17 protein-coding genes are annotated in these 15,539 nt (G+C 57.8%); 10 read left to right on the top strand and 7 right to left on the bottom strand.

Annotated features, from left to right (window positions below; all coding sequences use genetic code 11):
- Positions 1–180 precede the first annotated feature (180 nt).
- The gene (locus H6G07_RS09555) at positions 181–465 is read left to right on the top strand and encodes a 2TM domain-containing protein (protein WP_073609610.1); all 285 of its coding nucleotides are present in this window, start codon (positions 181–183) and stop codon (positions 463–465) included.
- A gap of 16 nt (positions 466–481) precedes the next feature.
- Entirely contained in the window at positions 482–790 is a 309-nt protein-coding gene (locus H6G07_RS09550) for a DUF3181 family protein (protein WP_073609609.1), read from the top strand.
- Here the strand turns inward: H6G07_RS09550 and H6G07_RS09545 are convergent, their stop codons facing one another.
- Both H6G07_RS09545 and H6G07_RS09540 read right to left on the bottom strand, forming a co-directional pair.
- Complete coding sequence (locus H6G07_RS09545; RefSeq protein ID WP_073609608.1) at positions 791–1,732, bottom strand: PRC-barrel domain-containing protein; 942 nt, start codon at positions 1,730–1,732, stop codon at positions 791–793.
- A 134-nt stretch (positions 1,733–1,866) separates the two neighbouring features.
- Entirely contained in the window at positions 1,867–2,274 is a 408-nt protein-coding gene (locus tag H6G07_RS09540) for a DUF6713 family protein (protein WP_073609607.1), read from the bottom strand.
- 110 nt (positions 2,275–2,384) lie between these two features.
- On the opposite strand from H6G07_RS09540, the gene H6G07_RS09535 reads away from it, so the two are divergent.
- Positions 2,385–3,083: a response regulator transcription factor gene (locus H6G07_RS09535; protein WP_073609606.1), complete on the top strand. Its 699-nt coding sequence runs from the start codon at positions 2,385–2,387 to the stop codon at positions 3,081–3,083.
- Between the two features lie 21 nt (positions 3,084–3,104).
- Here H6G07_RS09535 and chrA read toward each other — a convergent pair whose 3' ends face one another.
- Positions 3,105–4,379, bottom strand: a complete 1,275-nt coding sequence (chrA, locus tag H6G07_RS09530) for a chromate efflux transporter (RefSeq protein ID WP_073609605.1) — start codon at positions 4,377–4,379, stop codon at positions 3,105–3,107.
- A gap of 214 nt (positions 4,380–4,593) precedes the next feature.
- On the opposite strand from chrA, the gene H6G07_RS09525 reads away from it, so the two are divergent.
- Both H6G07_RS09525 and H6G07_RS09520 read left to right on the top strand, forming a co-directional pair.
- The gene (locus H6G07_RS09525) at positions 4,594–5,319 is read left to right on the top strand and encodes a M15 family metallopeptidase (RefSeq protein ID WP_073609604.1); all 726 of its coding nucleotides are present in this window, start codon (positions 4,594–4,596) and stop codon (positions 5,317–5,319) included.
- Positions 5,320–5,406: 87 nt separating this feature from the next.
- Complete coding sequence (locus tag H6G07_RS09520; RefSeq protein WP_073609603.1) at positions 5,407–6,249, top strand: hypothetical protein; 843 nt, start codon at positions 5,407–5,409, stop codon at positions 6,247–6,249.
- A 61-nt stretch (positions 6,250–6,310) separates the two neighbouring features.
- On the opposite strand, the gene H6G07_RS09515 is transcribed toward H6G07_RS09520, so the two are convergent.
- On the bottom strand, positions 6,311–7,528 hold the full coding sequence (locus H6G07_RS09515; protein WP_084173340.1) for an FIST N-terminal domain-containing protein: 1,218 nt from the start codon (positions 7,526–7,528) through the stop codon (positions 6,311–6,313).
- Between the two features lie 370 nt (positions 7,529–7,898).
- Between H6G07_RS09515 and H6G07_RS09510 the strand changes: the two genes are divergently transcribed.
- Together H6G07_RS09510 and H6G07_RS09505 are read left to right on the top strand one after the other, a co-directional pair.
- Entirely contained in the window at positions 7,899–8,126 is a 228-nt protein-coding gene (locus tag H6G07_RS09510) for a Calvin cycle protein CP12 (RefSeq protein ID WP_073609601.1), read from the top strand.
- Positions 8,127–8,246: 120 nt separating this feature from the next.
- A complete protein-coding gene (locus H6G07_RS09505) occupies positions 8,247–8,600 on the top strand; it encodes a Spx/MgsR family RNA polymerase-binding regulatory protein (RefSeq protein ID WP_073609600.1) in 354 nt (117 codons plus the stop codon).
- A 159-nt stretch (positions 8,601–8,759) separates the two neighbouring features.
- On the opposite strand, the gene H6G07_RS09500 is transcribed toward H6G07_RS09505, so the two are convergent.
- The gene (locus tag H6G07_RS09500) at positions 8,760–8,942 is read right to left on the bottom strand and encodes a CsbD family protein (RefSeq protein WP_073609599.1); all 183 of its coding nucleotides are present in this window, start codon (positions 8,940–8,942) and stop codon (positions 8,760–8,762) included.
- A gap of 236 nt (positions 8,943–9,178) precedes the next feature.
- On the opposite strand from H6G07_RS09500, the gene H6G07_RS09495 reads away from it, so the two are divergent.
- Both H6G07_RS09495 and H6G07_RS09490 read left to right on the top strand, forming a co-directional pair.
- The gene (locus H6G07_RS09495; protein ID WP_073609598.1) at positions 9,179–11,170 is read left to right on the top strand and encodes a hypothetical protein; all 1,992 of its coding nucleotides are present in this window, start codon (positions 9,179–9,181) and stop codon (positions 11,168–11,170) included.
- A 400-nt stretch (positions 11,171–11,570) separates the two neighbouring features.
- Complete coding sequence (locus H6G07_RS09490) at positions 11,571–12,917, top strand: DUF3747 domain-containing protein (RefSeq protein ID WP_084173328.1); 1,347 nt, start codon at positions 11,571–11,573, stop codon at positions 12,915–12,917.
- A 78-nt stretch (positions 12,918–12,995) separates the two neighbouring features.
- Here the strand turns inward: H6G07_RS09490 and H6G07_RS09485 are convergent, their stop codons facing one another.
- Complete coding sequence (locus tag H6G07_RS09485) at positions 12,996–13,856, bottom strand: methyltransferase domain-containing protein (RefSeq protein WP_073609597.1); 861 nt, start codon at positions 13,854–13,856, stop codon at positions 12,996–12,998.
- Positions 13,857–13,988: 132 nt separating this feature from the next.
- Between H6G07_RS09485 and H6G07_RS09480 the strand changes: the two genes are divergently transcribed.
- Complete coding sequence (locus H6G07_RS09480) at positions 13,989–15,323, top strand: TrkH family potassium uptake protein (protein ID WP_073609690.1); 1,335 nt, start codon at positions 13,989–13,991, stop codon at positions 15,321–15,323.
- A gap of 4 nt (positions 15,324–15,327) precedes the next feature.
- On the opposite strand, the gene H6G07_RS09475 is transcribed toward H6G07_RS09480, so the two are convergent.
- Complete coding sequence (locus tag H6G07_RS09475) at positions 15,328–15,537, bottom strand: hypothetical protein (protein WP_073609689.1); 210 nt, start codon at positions 15,535–15,537, stop codon at positions 15,328–15,330.
- Positions 15,538–15,539 lie beyond the last annotated feature (2 nt).

Genomic DNA, 15,539 nt, shown 5'->3' with positions numbered 1-15,539 from the left:
CACCGTCATCTATGGCAAAAGAACGAAAACGGAACAGCGAAACCTCAAAAGTGCCCAAAAGGTTCAGACAGCGGCGACCTTAGCCATCTAGGCTTACACTGGCCAATGGAAATGCCTCCCCCGCCTTTAGCACCCACGCCTTTAGAATGAAGGGTGTAGCGTAATTGTGATGTTTGGCCTATGCCACCCCGTTGGCCCCGTAAACCCACCCGAGAAGATCCTGCCTACCGCAAGTTAGAAGACCGTATTAACTTTGCGGTGCATGTGGCGGCGTTTACTGCCGTTAACTCTGGGCTGTGGTTTTTTAATACCCTTAACCCTGAGTGGGTGCCTTGGGCAAATAAGGTAACTCTGACGTGGTTGCCGGTTTTGGTCGCTAATGCTGTCTATATTTTTGCGATCGCAGATTACTCCCCTGCGCCCCTAGCGTCCACGGCTGACCCTGACCCCAACCCAGAGCCTTAGATGGAGAACCCAAACTATGTCTGATGCCTCTACCGCCCGCGCCATTGAGTCTCTAGCTGCCACCATTGGCGACAAAGTGTATCTCGATGTGGCCAAGTGGCACTTATATCTGGGCGACGCCAAACTGCACACGCCCCTGGCTGAAAAGCTCTACCCCCTGGTCGCTGGCGATAAGGTAACCGAATCTGCCGTAGCCGATATCTTAACCAGTACGTCGGTGGCTATTGGCGGTGGGCAAAAAACCGTCACCCTGGCCGACTTGATCCCAGCAGCGGGTAAGGCCGATCTGCTAGAGGCGATCGCCGATTACCAGCGCGATCTGTAGTCAACGCCTGTCGGGGCGATGACCGGGCCGCTCTGGCGGAAAATCGTCCTCAGGCCACAGCTCCATGGCATCTACATCGATGGTGGGTGTTTTGTCGTCGCGCAGATTGGGGCCAGAGGGCAGCCCGGCGGTGGCGTCGGTGACAGCTTCGCGCAGCTGGTTGCGTAGGCTGCGGGTGCGCTTTTTCACATTGCCCAGCAGGCCACCGAGCTTATCCTGAGCCTCGGCCTGAAGCTTTTGGCGGCGGTCTTGGGCCTTGGCTCCTAGCTTGTGGCGACCTTCCTGAAATTGTTCATTTACCTGATCGCGCATAGTTTGGGTGCCTTTAACGGCAGCATCCCAACTGCGGCGAGGGTCGGGCATTTTGTCTAGGGGAATGCGATCGAAGGGTGACTGGGCTGGAGCGGGCTGTCGGGGTGGCTGCACCCCAGCCTGAACTAGAACCGGAGCGCTCAAGGCGGTGTCCTCTGCCATCATGCGACGGCGACCAGTGCTAATCACGGCCACTGGGGCTAGGGCGTAGAGGCCAGCAGGCAATGGGCTGGTTTCTGCCGGGACGAATAGGTATTGCAGGATGTTGCCGGTGGCGGGGTCGAAGCGATAGTCGGTGAGCTGACCAATGCGATCGCCGTGGTCTGACCACAGCTCGATCTCTCCCAGGGGTAGGCAGTCTTGCAGATGCTCGTCAATCGCCTCGGCCCGCGCCCCAGCTTTCACCACCACCCCATCGCGCCCAATGGAGCCAATCTGGGGCCACAGAAACCGATGACTTTGGCGGGTCAACAGGCCGCCAGCGCTACAGCCAATGCCTTTGACTTGGTGAGTGCGCCCGTTGACCCAAATTTCGGCAATGGGGCCAAACTCTTCGGCGGTGTCGAGGTTAATAGCCAGGCGGTGGAGCAACTCGCTCTTCAGCATGCTCTGGGGAAATGACCCGTCCATAAATCAGCACTCCTACGATCGCTAGCCCAAGCCCAAACGCGTCTTTGGCCTGGATGGGGTCTATAGGCCCATGGTAATCGATCAAAATTTGCGCTTGGAAACTCGAACAAGGGTTTGAAGGCACAGGACTCTCGCTATTTCGTATTTTGGGAGTCTGCCTGTAACGTTTGTCGAGCGGTCATCAAAACAGTCAACAGGTACAGCAGCCCCAACGCCCCGCCGCCATAGATCAACCCCAGGGACAGGTTAGAATCGAAGGTATAGAGAGGACTGTGATCGAGCCGTTTGTGCAACCCGGCGTGGATGACGAGAAAGATCGCCACAGCAGTGCGCGACCAGCGGCGCACAGCGGGAGCTTCGTTATGAGTCAGCCACAGCAGCCCGGCCACTAGGGGAATGTGAACCAGCACAAAGGCCATTTCGGCGATCGCCTCAGGCAGACGGTTGAGAATAAACAGGAGTCGCCACTCGGCTTGGGTCATGGCGTCGAGTTCGTGGGCCACGAGGGTAGCAAAGCTCAGGTAAAACAGCCGATTTTCCATTTTGCGGCACCTTTGGGGTTGGGGGCTCGTTGTCTTCGGGGGCGTGAACTGATTCCGCCCTGACAATTCCGAGTTAGAGTGAGCATGAATAGGTCATCTGGGGCGGTGTTATGTCTGAGCAAACCGGGAATATCTTACTGGTAGACGATGAGCCAGGTCTGCGTGAGGCGGTGCAAGCCTATTTAGAAGACAGCGGCTTTACGGTGCGTGCCGCCAGCAACGCCAAGGAAGGCTGGGATCTGCTGCAACAGGAGACGCCGGATGTCCTAATTTCGGACATTATGATGCCTCAGGTCGATGGCTATGCCTTTTTGGCCCAGGTGCGCGACGACATTCGCTTTAAAGGGCTGCCGGTGCTGTTTTTGACGGCGCGGGGCATGACCACCGATCGCATTCAGGGCTATAACGCGGGCTGCGACGCCTATCTCTCTAAACCCTTCGATCCTGAAGAACTGGTAGCCGTGGTTAGCAACCTGATGGGTCGCCGTGCCGCTCAAACCATTGACGCGGGCGACATCCCAGATATTGCCGTCATGGCTCGTCAGATTGAAGAGATCAAAGCCATGCTGACCCAAAAGGGTGGCATCGCCAAAGTGACCTCAGACATTCGCATCGACCTTACTCCTCGTGAGCAAAGCGTGCTCGATCTGGTGGCTGAGGGGCTGATGAACAAAGAAATTGCCAGCCGCCTAGAGACCAGCGTACGCAACGTTGAAAAGTACGTCAGCCGCCTGTTTAGCAAAACTGGCACCAACAGCCGCACAGAACTGGTGCGCTTTGCCCTAGAACACGGCATGGTGACGACTTAGGGGCGAGAGCAGGCGTTTTCCTTAAATCAGAGTCCCTGCGGTTAAGCCGATTAACGCCCCAACAGGCACCAGTTGCCAGGTTGGACGGCTGAATTTTGCTAGGCCAATGAGAGCAGCAAAGCCCACGGCGCTCGCAACCACCGAACGGGGCACGGTGTCTTGCAAGAGGGCGGTGGCGGCGAGAGGGACGGCGGCGGCGGCGATCGCCCCCAACACCGCTGGCATCACTCCTTTTAGAAAGCTTTTGACCCAGGGGTTTTGCCGCAGCCATACTAGAAACGGTGAGGCAAACATAATGAACAAAAACGACGGGGTAAAGATTGCGATCGTGGCGACCAGCGCCCCCAGCGCCCCGGCAACCTTATAGCCCACAAAAGCCGCGGTGATCACCACTGGGCCGGGGGTGAGTTCTCCCAGGGCGACACCGTCGATGAACTGGTTGCGGGTCATCCAACCAAAGTCATCCACCACTGCCGTTTCGAGTAAGGGAATGATCACCAGGCCGCCGCCAAAGATAAAGGCTCCGGTCTTGAGAAAGAAGGTTGAGAGGGGAACAACGTAGTCTTGAATGCGATCGAGGCCCCAGAAGCTAGAAACTGCGACGGGGTCGGCGGGGAGGTTCGCTAGCAGATTGGGAATACCCTGGGTGATGGGCAGCAGGGGGGCAAGCCAGGCACTCGTGCGGATAGATGGCCCAGCGGGCGGCGGGGCGGTGGGGCGATAGATGACGAGTCCGGCCAGACCCGCCAGCAGAAAGAGCAGCAGGATGTTGACGCGGAAGATGAGGGAGAGGAAGAGAACAGTGAGAACGATCGCCACCCCCTGCCAGTCTTTGATTGCCTTTTTCCCCAGCTTCCAGCAGAAGCCAAAAATAATGGCGATCACCACGGGCGAAATGCCCAAAAACAAGTCCTCAATTTGGGGCACCCCCTGGAACTTGAAGTAGGCCCACGACAGCGCCAGCACAATCAAAAACGCCGGTAAAATAAAGCAAACACCCGCCACCAATGCCCCCAACTGCCCCGCTCGCAAGTACCCAATGTAAATGCCGGTTTGGGTTGAGGCGGGGCCGGGTAGCATTTCGCAGATCGCTACCCCCTCAAGAAACTGCTCTTCTTTGAGCCAGCCGCGCCGCACCACCGCCTCATCGTGAATCATGGCAATGTGGGCCTGGGGACCGCCAAAGCCAATCGCTCCTAGCTTGAGAAAGAGTCGGGCTAGCTCGGTTAAACGAGCCAATAAACTTGCCTGAACTAGCTCTACGGCTGGGGAATCCAATTCTGGCGGCTGGCTCATGGGGCAACACAATAATGCTGACGCCACTGTATCGAAATTCGATCGTGGACTCCTATATCGGGCGCTACATTGGTCTGAGGCTGTGGGTTACTGCCGAGGAAGCGGAGGCGTAGGGGGGACGAAATCCTTCGATGCTTTTGAGGTTGAGCACTCGCCTAGCCGTGGCATTGGACTACCTATTCAAAAATTCTTCAAGCTGGGGAAATTAAGGACTATGAAGCCCTATCAGGCTATTCCAATCTGCGATCGCAGTGAACCGCTGGTGCCCATCCCCGGCGATCGCTTTGCTCTGGTGGAACCCCACCCCTACCAAGCGCTAGGTGCTCCCTACGATAATCAGTCGCCCTATTCTCTCAGATCAGGCGTTCTCACCGCCCTGATCGAAGCTCAGGATCAGCTTCAGCAGCAGCGACCGGGCTGGCGCTTACAAGTTTTTGACGCCTTTCGTCCCGTGGCGGTGCAGCGGTTTATGGTGGAGCACACTCTCGCAGAGCAGGCACGGGCGCGGGGCTGGGTTGCCGAAGCGCTTACCTCTGCCCAGCGCGATGAGCTGATGGCAGTGGTCACGCAGTTTTGGGCCATGCCCAGCGATGACCCAGCCACGCCGCCGCCCCATAGCACCGGGGCCGCGCTAGATGTGACGCTGATCGATGCTACCGGGAGCGTGGTTGATATGGGATCGCCCATCGATGAGGTGTCGTTGCGATCGCACCCTGACCACTTCGCTGCCAGCCCGACCCCGGCTGAGCAAGCCTTTCACGCTCACCGCACGCTGCTCAACCAGGTGATGACGGCGGCGGGGTTTCGCCGCCACCCCAACGAGTGGTGGCACTTTTCGTTAGGCGATCAGCTTTGGGCCTGGCTGCGGCGACAAGAAACCGGCAGCGACAAGTTTTTGGCTCACTATGGGCGAGCCTCGGTAGACTTGTGGGTACAGTGAGACCAGCGGATTGGGCAGTATCTAGAGGAGTCAGCGGCGATGAAGGCAACAAAAGTTAGGTCTTGGTTCTGCCGATCGATCATTGTCTTGCTGACGACGCTGGCTGCCGCTCCAGCCCACGGTCAATCCACCGCCATTTTGCAGGATGCTTTGCGACTTGCAGTCTGCTTGAATGACTGGGACAGCGCGATCGCCCACACCAGCCAGCTCGAACAAATCCCTGATCTGCCCATTAAAACCCTCGCTCAGCTAGCGACGTTTCGCCGTCAAATGCAGCTATTTCGCCAAAACCAAACGGTGGTGAGCCCTATTGATGGCTGTGAACCCGTGCTCGCCGGGTTTGGTCTGCCCGGCTACAGCGGTCGGCCCCTGGATTTTGACCGAGGGGTGTACTCCAGCATAGGCCGTGGCACCCCGGTTGTTGCCGCCGACCAAACCCTGCGGCAGTATGAAGCCCTCTGGCAGGCCGGGCTGGGCGTTACCGCTGACACCCCCCTCAGTCCCTTAGCCGAGGCCCAGCGCGTCAACACCCGCAGCGGCAGCGGTGTCACCACCGGAGCCGTGAGCCGCCGCATCGATATTTACGCCTTTCTCGGTGCTCAGGGAGACAGCACCGACCTCGATCTAACCGTCATTCAGCAGCGACCAGGGGTGCTCTATACCGACGATGCGGCCCATCTGTTCTTGTTTGATGCCGCCGGTCGGCTCCTGGCCGAAGCTCGCACGACCCAGGGTGTGCAGCCTCGCCTAGCGGCTACCACCCTGCCCGCTAGTGGGGTGTACTATGCCGCCGTCACCACTCCTCAGCATCGTCCTCTATTGGATGAAAGGGGCTTTATCACCGGTTGGCAGGGCATTGGCACCAGTGCCATTACCTACACCCTTACCATTGACGGCTTGACCCCTTCCCTAGAGCTGGGGTTGCGTTAGGTGGGTCGGTGGGTCGGTGGGTCGGTTGAAAACTTTTTTGTTCACCCACTCATCCACTCACCTACGGCTGCCGACAAATTCCAAACACTGATGTAAATCCGTGCAGAAACGTTGTCTGCCCCACGGGGCCAATCTCGCCGCCGCAGAAAAAGCCTCCTATGGGAAGGCCGGGCAAATATTGGGCAAACAGACCTGAGTCAAAGTTGGCCTGGTTATAGAGCCCGGCACCGCGCCCCATGCAGGAAAACATCAGCGCTCCGACAGGGGCGATCGCTACAGGAGTCTGCTGCTGGTAGCGCTGCAATAGGGCTTCGAGGTCGGTGGCGGAGGTGTGGGCATCGCGTAGATGAAACTGCACTCGCTGCCCGGGGCGCAGCCGATCGCCCACCGCGATCGCGCCCATTTTGGGGTCAACCCCCAGCAGCGTGCGAATTAAAAAGTCGCCTGGGTTGAGGCTGAGCTTAAAGCTGTCCTGGGCCATGCCGATGAAGAGGGAACTCTGGGCCAGCTGGCGATCGCCCTCGGGCAGCGTTTCAAACAGCTCTTGCAGCAGCTCTAGGGGCGGGCGCGCCGAGTCGCTGTCTTCTGGGTCGCTCAGAGACAGCAGAATGTTGCGCTCGGCCTTATCAACCCGATAGACAGGCCCTATAGGGCGGCAGCCCTGGGCCACAATAGTGTCAAGCACAATCGGCCCCGCCAGGGCTACTCCAACAGCGCCTTCGGTATGTAGGGTGCGATCGCAAAATAGCCCACTGTGGCGATTAAACCCGTCCACGCTGGCTAGACCGCCAATCTTCACGCCGCTGGGGTAGGCAAAATCAAGCCCCTGGAGCAGGTCGGTGACGTTGGATGAAAACGGGTCAGCCATCAAAATAAACTGAGGGTTCGCTTCTGGCGCGACCCCCATTAGCTCAGACCAGGCATTGGGCGGGCTGTCTAAATCCGGAAGGTCATCGCTCGACAGATGAAAGCTTCGTACCGTGACCCCTGGCAGCCGAGCCAGCGTCAAACTTAAGGCTGGGGTGTCTTCTAATTCTTGGGGGTGGCCTTGGTCATCCATACCCACAATGCCGCCGCCGCTGCATCCCACCAAAGCCGGTATGGGCAACAGGTCGTGGAGCAGAGGCAGCAGGCGAGCAAACTCGCTGGTAAACGACGACGAAATGAACACAATGCCCAGATCCGGAGCCCCCGTCAGGCGGTGCTTTAGCTGCTCTACCACGTCCTTCACTGCCCCCTCAAGGGATGGACGGGTCGATACCGCATTGGCCCACTCCATGGGTGGATGGTCTGGTTGGGGAATGTCGGTCATTGAATAGCCCCCTCCTTGGGTGGTTCCAGTCTAGATCGGATTGCTCCTCCCCCTGAGTAAATTGACCTGGGCTCAGAATGTTCAGCGGTTACCCCTGCCATGGTGGAGATGTGTACAATGGAGAGTGAGTACTTATACTGACCTCGTCTGGGCCAGCCGGGGGGGCTGTCAAGGGCGTAACCCTGCCTCTATGGGGTAGAGTTTTCACCGCCAGAGCCTCTGAATCGGTGCAGTATACTAAGCCTGGAGTCGGGATCTGACAATCTAAAACCATAGTTTGCCCCTGCTGACCAGGCCACAGGCCCCCGCTAGTTGTTTACAAACGGTAAGAAAGGACATGAGCGAGAACATCAAAGAGCGCATTGAAAAAGAAATTGAAGGTGCCCGGGCCGCCTGTGATGCCACTGGTGGCAGCTCCCAGGAGTGCGCCGCTGCTTGGGATGCTGTAGAAGAGCTTCAGGCAGAAGCGTCTCACCAGCGCGAGAAAGGCACCGATAAAAACTCTCTAGAAGTCTACTGCGACAACAACCCTGAAGCCGACGAGTGCCGAGTGTACGACACCTAGGCTAACGAGCTACCTCTTGGGAGGTTGAAACGCTACAAAAACGTCTCGATCGCCGGGGCGTTTTTGGCGTTTTAACCCCCGTTTTCTGGTGTACTTGAACCTATCCCTTACCCGATCGCTATGACGCTAACAGTCTATGGCATTCCCACCTGTAGCACCTGCAAAAAAGCCCTGCAATGGTTAGATAGCCGCGCCATTGCCTACGACTTTGTCGACACCAAAGAACATCCTCCCAGCCGGGCCATGATAGCGGCCTGGGTAGACAGCCTTGGCAGCAAACCCATGCGCAACACCTCAGGGCAATCCTACCGGGCGCTGGGAGATGAGAAGCAGACCTGGGGTGACCCCGAATGGGTCAACGCCTTCACTAACGATGCCATGCTGCTGAAGCGCCCTCTGGTTGTCAAAGACGGCCAGGCGATACTGGTTGGGTTTCGGGCGACCGAGGCCGAGCTAAACGATCTTTTGGGCTAAGCACATTGAGCTAAAAGCGCCGGTGCGTAGGGCTGAGAATGATGCTAAACGCGCCAGGGGGTTAGTAGTTAGCACCGCTGTTTTCTGCAATCAAAAGCTCCGACCCTGTATGGATCGGAGCTGATAAAATTAGACGACTTTAGGCAGAACGACCAATGCCTAATCAATGGCGCGCTTGACGTTGTCTTTTGCGTCTTCTACACCGTGGCGCACATCGGACTCAGCCTGCTTGGCTTTGCCTTTGGCTTGGGCTTCGCGATCGCCCGTCAGCTTACCAGCGCCTTCCTGAAGCTTACCTTCAATGTCTTTAGCAGTGGCCTTGGCTCTATCTTCAATAGACATAACGTAATCATCTCCTTAGAGGTTACTTCTATAGCGTAGGGCGAGGCCAGGGTCGCCCCCTCTGTAGAGAGGTAGAAAGCCATCTCTCTCAAAATGTAGGCATTGCTACGATTTGGGCCTGAATGTTTGCTGGAGTAACAGTGCAGGTTTGCCGCTAGGGAGTATCCTGAAGCATCATGGGTGGCTTGTCTCCCAAAACAGACTTTAAACTCAGGACTTAAACTGGGGCTTGAACTATGGAGTATTGGGAATTTCTGCTGCAAAAGGAGGGTGACCAGAGCTGGTTGCCCCTCGACACCTCCCAGGTAGAAATTTTGGAGGGCCGCTACCGAGTGATGGCCCACACCAGCCACACCAATACCCCGGTACAGATTCAGATCGGCCAGCTGCTGCCCGATTCGCAAAGCGTTCCCCCTCGGCATCGTACCCTGCGTCGCCAGGGCCAGATCAACGAAAATGGCCTGATGGTCGTCATGCCTTTTACCCGTCTAGGTGAGGGCACTTGGGGAATTGAATGCGCTAGTGCGATCGCCCCAGAGACAAGCCCAGAAGACGCCAACGCCCCTCTGCCCTGGTGCTACGCGGTGCAGTTGCAGGTGGTAGCCCAAGACTCTACCGACGATGGTGACTGGTTTGACGACGGCGGTGCTGGCTTAGGTGCGATCGCCGCCTCTCGCCCCCCCTCTGCCGGAGCCGCAGCGGTGGCCCCGGTGCCGGTCATTGACCTTCAGGCCGCAGCGGCTGCCATGGACGTGTTTCAAACCCGGCTAGCTAGCTCAGTCACAGACCCCTTGTCCTATGGGCTGACACTACCCCACACCGCGCTCTTGGGTAGTACTGGCGAAAACCTAGGGCTAACGGCGACGGTGACTGGCCCCTCTGACGGTGAGCCTTGTCCACCCCTAACCCTGGTGCTGCGGTTATCAGACCCTCAGACGGCGGTTACTGTGGCCATGGCTCCGGTGCCGCTGGCGGTGGCGATGCTGCCCAGCACCATGACGCTGACCGTAACCGTGCCCACTCAGCTGTCAACCCGGCTGTTGCTAGGGGAAGTTGGGCTCTTTGTGGGGACGGAGATAGCCGCCCTACAGCGATTTACAGTCACGGTGGATGTGGCCTCGCTGTTTGATGCGATCGCCAATCAGGGTGAAACCGAATCAGGTCTAGATGTTGTCTTTCCGGCCGAAGACCTAGAGGAAGACCCGACCTCTCCCCTGCCCCCCACTCCTGAGCTCAAAACCTGGGACATTGTCGGTCGATCGGCACCGCCTCGGCAGATACCTATTCTCACTTTGCCTCGCAACAGTCCTGAGCTGCCGCCCAAAATCTACTACCCCTCTCCCCACGAGGCGGCGGCTCGTCAACCGTCGCTGCCTCTGGTGGGGCGCTCTCGTCCTATTCCCCCGCCCCCCGGCGATCGCAGTACTGATCTGATCGCCCCCGCTACGCCTAGCCCAGAGCCAGTCCGGGGGCTAAGCTTACCGCCCATTGTTTCGCCGCCCCAGACCGACGACCCCGTTGCCGTCTTGGCGAGTCAGGCGTCCCCTAGTGCTAGCCCTAAACCCCGCGACGCAGTACCCCAGCTAATTTCCCACGAGGCTATGGGGTTCAGAGACCTCAAGCTGCAAGACCGCTTCTGGAATCGGCTCAACGAGCTAGCCGTAAACCTTCAGCAAGAGGCGATCGAGCAGCGCACCGAGGTCGCCGCTGCCCCGGTGGAAGCTCCGGTAGAAACCCCGCTTGAGCCACCGCCGTTTGTCCCTTTTGCCGGCGAGGTGGTGATCTATGAAGATGAAGACCCTACCCTGCGGGACTTGGCAGCGGCAGCGGTGCTTGCCCCAGAGGTCGAGGAGCCGCCAGAGAGGGTGACCCCGCCTATGCCCACCCTAGAGCTGCCAGAGGGTGACCTGACCGCAGGTGAGCCAGTAGTTGTGACGCTGCGGGTACCCTTTCATCCCAACCGCTTATACCTCAAGGTGTGGATTACAGACCCTCAAACTCGCACCCTGGCCGATGAGCCGCGTCAGCTGCTCAATCTGCTGCCCAACGGCCAGGGACAGCTCGAGGGCAATTTACAGCTAACGGCTCCCTTTGGCTGCTTAGAGGCGTGGTTTGAGGCGATTTCTGTGGACATGGTCACTCAACAGGAAAGCTATAAGGCCTCGGTCAGTCGCGCGATCGCCCCTGCCGGGCTATCCCCAACCTCCCTAGACGAATTTCAAATCTAGAAACGCCTTTAACGGAACCAAGAAAACACAGAACCGTAGGGTGAGGTTTTGCAACGAATCCTAAGTAATTCCTGCGAAAAGCAGGGTTCGATAGCGGTCATACCCCTACAATAATGGCGGCTTTTCTAAGCTAAATCGTGAGTTGGTTCGCTGACTTAATTCGTTTGGATTGAGCTTAGAAGAGTTTGTTTGGTCGTGACCGTTGGCCGTGGTTGGCTTAGGGCCAGCGATCCAGGTTTTAAGTCTGGGTGACTAAGATTCAGCCGCCGATATGGGGCCGTCAGCTTGACTATCAGACGGTCTGATAAGTGGTTGAGGTCAAAGGTTTGCCCCCAATTGCCAGCGCTAAGGTAGAGAAACTATTCCCCCCATCACACATCGCTATCTAGGACGGGTGACAATGAAGCTTATGTCAATGTTGAAAATGGCTGCGCTGACTGCGGCTACCCTCGTGGTAGTCAGTGGAGCAGGGCAGGCCGTTGCCCCTAACTCCACTTCAGTTCAGCCTGCGGTGCGCGAGACGGGCACGCAGCTAGCTCAGACCTTTGGCAATGTCGCTATCAATGCGGCCAATTTTTTGGTGGTTGCGGTGCCGGGTAGCACTTCCCAACCCTACCGGCTCTATATTGTGGAGCAGCTCCAGCCCAACCCCCCCTGCTGGACGATCGCCAACCCCGGCGCTGAACCCACCCAAGTAAACGCCCTGTGGAATACCTTTGACTTTACGGGCGTCTGTCGCCTCCAGCGCGACACCAATGGTTATGCTATCCGCTTGGCGGGCCAGGACTTATCTGGGGTGCGGTTTGAGGTCAACCAGCGCGACGGTGATTTGCTGCTGCAGTTTGCTCCCAGCACTGTTTCTCGCGATCGCATCACTATTGGTCGCGCCAACGGCATTAGCCCCACAGGCTTTACGCAGCTCGATCTCAACCCAGGCTGGTCACTGACTAAGCGCACCTTTAACGGGGCGATCGTCAGCTCGCACCTGGTGTACTTCACCAACGACTTGACCCTAGCGCAGCTTCAAGGCGGGCAAACCGGTGGTGGCACGCCTCCCGTCGTGACGCCGCCCGTGACGCCGCCCGCCGTGGCCTTCAACGATATTCGAGGCAACCGCTATGCCGCTGAGATCACCCGTGCGTCCAGTCTAGGAGTTATTGCTGGATTTTCTGAGGATGGCACCTTCCGGCCCACCGCACCACTCACCCGCGAGCAGGCCGTTTCTGTCATGATGGAAACCGCTCGGAAAGTCCTGCCCACCTCGGTGCTGGCTAACCTGCCCCAGTCGGTCTTTAGTGCTCCCTTTGGTGACGTAGCCGCCAACCGCTGGAGTGCGGTCAAAATTCAGCAGGCTAAGCAGTTGGGCATCGTCACGGGGGACGCTGGCACCGGCAATTTCCGCCCGACCGACAATGTCTCTCGGGCCGAACTGATGGCGATGACCTATAAACTGGCCCTGGTTCGAGCTAACGCTGGCGCGGGCGATTCCACCAGCACCAGCCCGGTGCCGGGTATCGACCAGACCACTCGGGGGATTATTCCCAATATCAGCAACCCGCCCACCTTCACCGACATTGGCGGTCACTGGGGCGAGTCTACGATTCGGCAGATGGCGGCCTTCTGCGCGATCGCAACCCCCCTCAACGAAACCGGAACTAACTTTGCGCCCAACTTCAACGCGCTGCGCGACTATACCGCCGCCGTTGCCGTGCGGGCCATTGACTGCCCGGCTGCGCGACCCCAGTAGGTCAGCTAGATATAACTAGGCCCTAACTCCAGGGTGAGTTCTGTACAGAACTCACCCTTTTTTATCGAGTCGTCTGGCTTAGCGCACTGCGCACAGCAGCCCGTAGCGAATTAGGCCGCTATGCAACCCCTGGCGCATCGGCCCCAGCGCCAGCGCCCCCTGAAGGGTACCTGGCCCCGCCTGAAGTAACCCCGCTAGGCCTTCAGGGCTAAGGGCCGAGGCAATCACCTCATCCCAAAAGGGAGCGACCGCCAGCGACCAGTCGGCGGCTTTTAGCTGGTTAAAGCCACAGTTTTGGGCGATCGCCTCATAGTCAGGCAGAGAAATCACGTAGGGCAGGCCATAGACGCGATAAATCCAGTCGAGCTGCCGCTGCTCTAGCCAGGTCAATGGCCCGCCCAACGAATCCGTAGGGCGGTGGCACCAGGTGGCCATGAGCAGTTTGCCTCCTGGCTTCAGCACCCGGTAGCACTCCTGCAAAAATGCCACCTTATCGGGCATGTGCTCCCCGCTCTCCATCGACCACACCAGATCAAAGCTGTGATCAGCAAAGGGGATATTTAAAGCATCTGCAACCTGAAACGCCGCACAGGGAGCAGTATCGCCGCCCAAATTTGCCGCGATCGCCCGCTCTGTGGCTCGCTCAGCTTGCACTGGGCTGAGGGTAATGCCGGTTACTCTGGCTCCGTACCGGTTCGCCAATTCGAGGGCGCTGCCGCCGATACCGCAGCCGCAGTCGAGAATAGTCTCCGCTTGGGTGATGCCCCCCCAGGTCAAACACTCGTCAATGAGATCAATTTGGGCCTGGCGACGATTTTTGCGCTGACGGCCATCGGCCCCGTAGTAGCCGTGGTGCATGTGCTCACCCCAGATCTGCTCCCACAGCCCAGAGGAGTCGTCATAGAAAGTCTGGATCTTCTTGTACAAGGCATTGGTCATGACAACTCGACACCTAGAAAACAGCGTGGCTAGCCGGTTAAATCTTGCGGCATAGTGGTCGAGAGCGTCAACTCGTGGAAATATAGGGTTGCCTCTCTATTCCGTGTCTGGCGGAAAGCCCAACCTATGCAGATGACGGTTCCGCGCACCATATGCCTTGGTTTTTTAGTGTTAATTGCCGTTGGCACCCTTTTGTTGGCGCTGCCCGTCTCTAGCACTCAACAAGGCTGGGGCGATCCCCTTGTCGCCCTGTTTACGGCTACCTCTGCTGTCTGCGTCACCGGCCTGGTTGTAGTCGACACAGGTACTTACTTCTCCGACTTTGGCGAAGCGGCCATTCTGGCGCTGATTCAGGTCGGCGGTTTAGGCTACATGACCGTCAACACCTTCCTGCTACTGCTGCTGGGGCGACGGTTAGGGCTGCGAGAACGACTCGCCATTCAGCAGTCCATGGATAACTCAGTTTTGGCGGGTGGCAAGCCTCTGATCCTCTCGATCATTGCCATGACGCTGGTGATTGAACTGACGGGCCTATTTTGTCTGTACCCAGTTTTTAGTCGAGACTACGGGCCTAGCTACGGGCTATGGCTCTCTATGTTCCATAGCGTCAGCGCTTTCAACAATGCGGGTTTTGGCCTGTTTAAAGACAATATTGTTGGCTATGCGCTCGACCCCTGGGTCAACGCCGTGATCACCGCCCTAGTCATCCTGGGAGGCATTGGCTACCAAGTGATTATGGAGTTCCTGTCATGGCTCCGCAATCGCCTTAGCGGTAATCGCTGCCGCAACCCGTTTTCCCTTCACTTTAAGATTGTTACCAGCACTACCGCGGCGCTTTTGGTACTAGGCACCCTGGCCTTGTTTCTAATCGAGTACCAAAACCCCGACACTTTGGGTCCGGTAGCTCCTCAGTACAAGCTGTTGATGGCTTGGTTTCAATCTGTTATTACCCGCACCGCCGGATTTAATAGCATTGACATTGGCGCGATGGGCAACGCCTCACTGTTTATCATGATTGCCCTGATGTTTGTTGGGGCTAGCCCTGGCAGCACCGGCGGCGGCATTAAAACCACTACCCTTAGTATTCTGCTAGCCTGCACTCGCATGGCGCTTCAAGGTAAAGAGCAGGTGCTGGTTTTTCGGCGGCAGATTGCTACGACTCGGGTGCTAAAAGCCATCTCTGTGGTCGTAGGATCGGGCCTGGCGGTCGTTGTAGCCACTGCCTTAGTCTCTCTTACCAATCCAACTGTGAGCTTTATTGATATTTTCTTTGAGGCTGTGTCTGCATTTGCGACGGTGGGGCTTTCTACCGGCATTACCGCCGACCTCTCTGATTTTGGTAAATACGTGATCGCTTTCACCATGTACTTGGGACGGGTGGGAGTTCTGCTGTTTATGGCGGCACTGCTTGGCGATCCTAAGCCGTCCTCTGTGCAGTATCCCGAAGAAGAGCTGCTGATTGGCTAGTCTCTCAGACAGGACGCAGATAGATCGCAAAAAGGGGAGCCGCTGACTCCCCCGGATGAGTATTTGTCTGATCTGATGGCGATCGCCCCCCAAGGCGCTTGCGCAAAGTCTGCTGTCGTTTTTGTAGCTGTCGCTGGCGGGCGGTGCCGCCTCGGCCTTTGGCATTGCGCCCCAGCTTCCGGGGTGACTCCCACCGTTTTAGGTATTGCGCCATGG

Source organism: Phormidium tenue FACHB-1052 (assembly GCF_014696675.1).
GTDB classification, from domain to species: domain Bacteria; phylum Cyanobacteriota; class Cyanobacteriia; order Phormidesmidales; family Phormidesmidaceae; genus Nodosilinea; species Nodosilinea tenuis_A.
Note: the sequence above shows the minus strand (reverse complement) of the source record. Positions and strands in the feature narration are given on the sequence as shown.